Here is a 3,925-nt window from a genome sequence, read left to right on the forward strand (position 1 = left end):
CGGCGGGCAGGCCGAGCACCGCGCGGGCCCGGCGCAGCTCGCGGTACTGCTGGTGCGCGGTGCGCAGGGTGAGCACGCCGCAGACCACCAGCGCGACGGCCGCCAGGGTGGCCAGCACCACGCCGGTGGGGGAGGCCTGGTCCAGCCAGGGCAGCGAGAGGTGGCCGACCGCCGCGACCGCCGGGATCCGCAGCAGCCCGTCCACCACCAGCAGCCCGAGCGAGGCGGCGCTGGCGCCGGCCAGCACCGTGGCGGTGGAGCCCAGTACCCAGGCCGCGGCCCGCGGCGGCAGCGCGTCGGCCAGTCGGCGGGCGGCAGGGGCGGCGAGGAACGGGATCAGGAACGGGGCCCAGACGGCGAGTATCACCGGCGGCCGCCGGAGCCGTCGGCCTCGCCAAGCAGTTCGCGCAGCAGCTGCTCGTCGTCGTCGGACAGGTCGGAGACGAAGCGGGCCAGTACGGTGGAGCGGTCCTGCTCGCGGTCGAGCTCGGTGCGCATCCGGCGGGCCGCGAGGCCGGCCGGGTCCTGCACGGTGGGCGTGTAGGCGTAGGCGCGGCCCACCCGGGTGCGTTCGACCGTGCCCTTGTCGTGCAGCCGGGCCAGGATCGTGGCGATCGTGGTGCGGGCCAGCTCGGCGCCGAGCGCCACCTGCACGTCCTGCGGGGTGAGCGGCCGGTCGGCGGCCCACAGGGCGGCCAGCACCTGGGCCTCCAGCTCGCCGGAGGGGCGGCGTGCGGCTGGCAGTTCCGGCATGTCGACGTGGCCTCCAGTCTTCGTCTACAGTCGTGTAGACCGTCTACGTCACTGTAGACGGTTGGGGTGCGGTCCGCAGGACCACACCAATGTACGAGAGCCCCCAGTATGAGAGGTCCGCCAACCTTGCTCTCCTCCCAGCTCGCGACGAACGCGCTCGCGGTGAACCTGCTCGACGCCTCGTCGCTGCTCGCGGCCTTCGGCGCACTCGGCATCGCCGTGGTGCTGTTCGCCGAGACCGGCCTGCTGGTCGGCTTCTTCCTGCCCGGTGACTCGCTGCTGTTCACCGCCGGCCTGCTCTGCGTCCCCGGCAACCACAACGGCCCGCACCTGGTGCTCTGGCAGGTGCTGCTGGCGGCACTGGCCGGGGCGCTGGCGGGGGCCCAGGTCGGCTACCTGATCGGCCGGCGCGGCGGGCGGCCGCTGCTCGCGCGCAGCCGGCGCCGGGCGCTGACCGAGGGGGTGGCCCGGGCCGAGGAGCTGCTGTCCAAGTACGGCTACGGCAAGGCGATCGTGCTGGCCCGGTTCATCCCGGTGGTGCGCACCGTGCTCAACCCGCTGGCCGGCGTGCTGGAGGTGCCGCAGCGCACCTTCACCCTCTGGCAGGTGCTCGGCGGCACGGTGTGGGTCGTCGGCGTGGTGCTGGCCGGCTACGCCCTGGGATCCTCCGTTCCCAATATCGACAAGTACCTGTTGCCGATCATTGGTCTGGTAGTAATTGTCTCCGTGATCCCCATTGCTCTCGAATTGCTCCGGGCCCGTCGGGCCTCCCGCCGTGGCGGCGGTGACGCCGAATGACGTCCGCACTCGCCGCACCGGCCCGACTGCTCGCCTACGACGGCAGCGGCATCGACGGAGGCCTCTACCGCCGGGTCGACGGCTGGGCGCTGGGCGCCCCGCACTGGCTGGACCAGGTGATCACCACCTGGTCGGCGCTGGGCCTTGGCCTGTTCGCCGTGCTGATGGTGCTGGCCTGGTGGCAGGCCCGCGGAGCGGACTCGGCGGTGATGGCCCGGGTGCTCGCCTCGCCCCTGGTTGTGGTGGTCGCCTACCTGGCCAACTCGGTGCTGAAGACCCAGGTGGCCGAGGTGCGGCCGTGTCAGCAACTGGGCACGGCCACGCTGGAGACCTGCCCGGGCGCCGGTGACTGGTCCTTCCCGAGCAACCACACGGTGATCGCCTTTGCCGCGGCCGCCGCGCTCTGGTTCGCCTACCGGTGGATCGGCCGGCTGGCCTTCGCGGCGGCGCTGCTGATGGGCGCCTCCCGGGTCTGGGTGGGCGTGCACTACCCGCACGACGTGCTGGTCGGCGCGCTGGTCGGCCTCGCGGTGGGCGCGCTGCTGGGGTGGGCGGCCGGGCGGGCCGCGCCGCTGGTGGACCGGCTGCGCGCGGGTGTGCTGGCGCCGCTGCTGGGGAGCGGAGCGGTCGCCCGGAGCTGACGGGGCGTGGCACCGGTGCGGCCGGGGCGACGTGATCACCTCTTGATCACGGCGCCCCGGCCGCCGTCTTGTGCGGGCCCGGCCGGCGGAGCAGCATGAGACGCCCGTCCACGGGCCTGGTCCGGACCGGCCCGCGGCCGGGCCGCCGTCGAAGGACCGCACACTTCTTAAGGACGTGCCATGCCGTACCAGCTCGAAGTGACCCAGGGCGACTGGCCCGCCGAGGAGCTCCGCAAGGGCGTCGAAGGGCTGCTGGCCGAGTCGATGGTGCTCACCCTGGCCACCGCCGGGCCGGAGCACGGGCCGCACGCCAACCTCGCCTTCTACGCCTTCGACGAGGACCTGGTGCTCTACTTCGTCAGCGAGCGCTCCACCCGGCACAGCCTGCACCTGGCCGAGCAGGCCCGGGCCGCGGCCACCGTCTTCCTGCCGCCGCCGGCCTTCGGCGAGCAGCTGCGCGGGTTGCAGCTGGCCGGGCGGGCCGGCGAGGCCTGGGGCCGGCACGCCGAGGCGGCGCTGACGGCCTACCAGAACCGCTATCCGGCCTTCGCGCAGGACGCCGAGGTGCGGGCGCAGTTCCTGGCCGGCGGCGGTGCGGCGGCGCTCTACCGGTTCCAGGTGGAGGAGCTGACCGCGGTGGACGAACCGCACTTCGGCCGGCGCCACTACCTGCGGGCGCGGGTGCGGCGGTAGGGCAGCGGCAGGGGGTCGACGGTGTTGTCCAGTTGTCCAGGTTCTAGGGTGTTGTTGTCTGTACAACTTGGCCAGAGTTGGCTTGGGCGTACCCAGCTGGACACCCCTCGTCCACCTGGGGCCTCCAGGCTGGGCGGGCCAACTCCTCACCGCTAAGGGCCACTGACTGATATGAGCACCGCTGACATCCGCCTCGTCGTGCTGGACATGGCCGGTACCACCGTCGCCGACGGCGGTCTGGTCGAGCAGGCCTTCACCGCCGCGGCGGCCGAGCTGGGCGTACTGGCCGGCGCCCCCGAGTTCCAGCCGATGCTGGACCACGTCCGGGCCACCATGGGCGAGTCCAAGATCTCCGTCTTCCGCCACCTGTTCGGCGAGGAGGAGAAGGCCCAGCGGGCCAACGCCGCCTTCGAGCAGGCCTACCACGACCTGGTGGACGCCGGTCACTGCGCACCGCTGCCCGGCGCCGCCGAGGCGATCGCCGAGCTGCGCGCCGCCGGCCGCAAGGTGGCGCTGACCACCGGGTTCTCGCGGGCCACCCAGGACCGGATCCTGACCGCGCTCGGCTGGCAGGAGATCCCCGACCTGACCCTGTGCCCCGCCGACGCCGGCCGTGGCCGCCCCTTCCCCGACATGGCCCTGATGGCGCTGCTGCGCACCGGGACCGACTCGGTGCACCAGCTCGCGGTGGTCGGTGACACCGGCTACGACATGCTGACCGGCACCCGGGCCGGCGCCTCGGTGGTGGCCGGCGTGCTCACCGGCGCGCACGACGCCGAGCGCCTGCGCGCGGACGGCGCCACCCACGTGCTGGGCTCGGTGGCGGAGCTGCCGGGCGTGCTGCTGTAGGTCCTGGCAGAAGCTGCGGGCCGGGACGGTGTGGCTGCCGCTCCCCGTCACCGGGGAGTGGCAGGCACACCGGCCCCGCCCCGCGCCAGCGAGCGGGGGGCAAGGCGCGCTGGGGCGCCGGGGGGTTTTCGGGTCATTGGGGTCACCAGGGGCGCGGCGGCGGGGTCGGCCCGGGCGGGGCCGGGGGGGGG

The 3,925-nt window shown here is 74.1% G+C and carries 5 protein-coding genes and 1 pseudogene; 4 read left to right on the top strand and 2 right to left on the bottom strand.

Translation table 11 applies throughout. The features are described 5' to 3' along the window. Positions 1-367 (bottom strand): annotated as a pseudogene (locus C7C46_RS35520) (M56 family metallopeptidase); the annotation flags it as partial. Then, positions 364-753, bottom strand: coding sequence for a BlaI/MecI/CopY family transcriptional regulator (locus tag C7C46_RS32110; protein WP_110673444.1), 390 nt, complete (start codon positions 751-753; stop codon positions 364-366). The gene C7C46_RS32110 and the pseudogene C7C46_RS35520, both read right to left, overlap by 4 nt. 108 nt (positions 754-861) lie before the next feature. Between C7C46_RS32110 and C7C46_RS32115 the strand changes: the two genes are divergently transcribed. The 4 genes from C7C46_RS32115 to C7C46_RS32130 all read left to right on the top strand — a co-directional run bounded on the left by C7C46_RS32115 (position 862) and on the right by C7C46_RS32130 (position 3,734). Continuing rightward, positions 862-1,551 carry a DedA family protein gene (locus C7C46_RS32115; protein WP_110673445.1) on the top strand — a complete coding sequence of 230 codons (690 nt, stop codon included), beginning with the start codon at positions 862-864 and terminating at the stop codon, positions 1,549-1,551. Beyond that, positions 1,548-2,192 (top strand): phosphatase PAP2 family protein, encoded by a 645-nt coding sequence (locus C7C46_RS32120; RefSeq protein WP_110673446.1) that lies wholly within the window; start codon positions 1,548-1,550, stop codon positions 2,190-2,192. Before C7C46_RS32115 ends, C7C46_RS32120 begins: the two co-directional genes overlap by 4 nt. A gap of 180 nt (positions 2,193-2,372) precedes the next feature. Further along, a complete protein-coding gene (locus tag C7C46_RS32125; RefSeq protein ID WP_110673447.1) occupies positions 2,373-2,885 on the top strand; it encodes a pyridoxamine 5'-phosphate oxidase family protein in 513 nt (170 codons plus the stop codon). Between the two features lie 171 nt (positions 2,886-3,056). Next, positions 3,057-3,734, top strand: a complete 678-nt coding sequence (locus C7C46_RS32130; RefSeq protein WP_110673448.1) for a phosphonatase-like hydrolase — start codon at positions 3,057-3,059, stop codon at positions 3,732-3,734. Positions 3,735-3,925 lie beyond the last annotated feature (191 nt).

This window comes from Streptomyces tateyamensis, from assembly GCF_003205575.1.
Lineage (GTDB): Bacteria > Actinomycetota > Actinomycetes > Streptomycetales > Streptomycetaceae > Kitasatospora > Kitasatospora tateyamensis.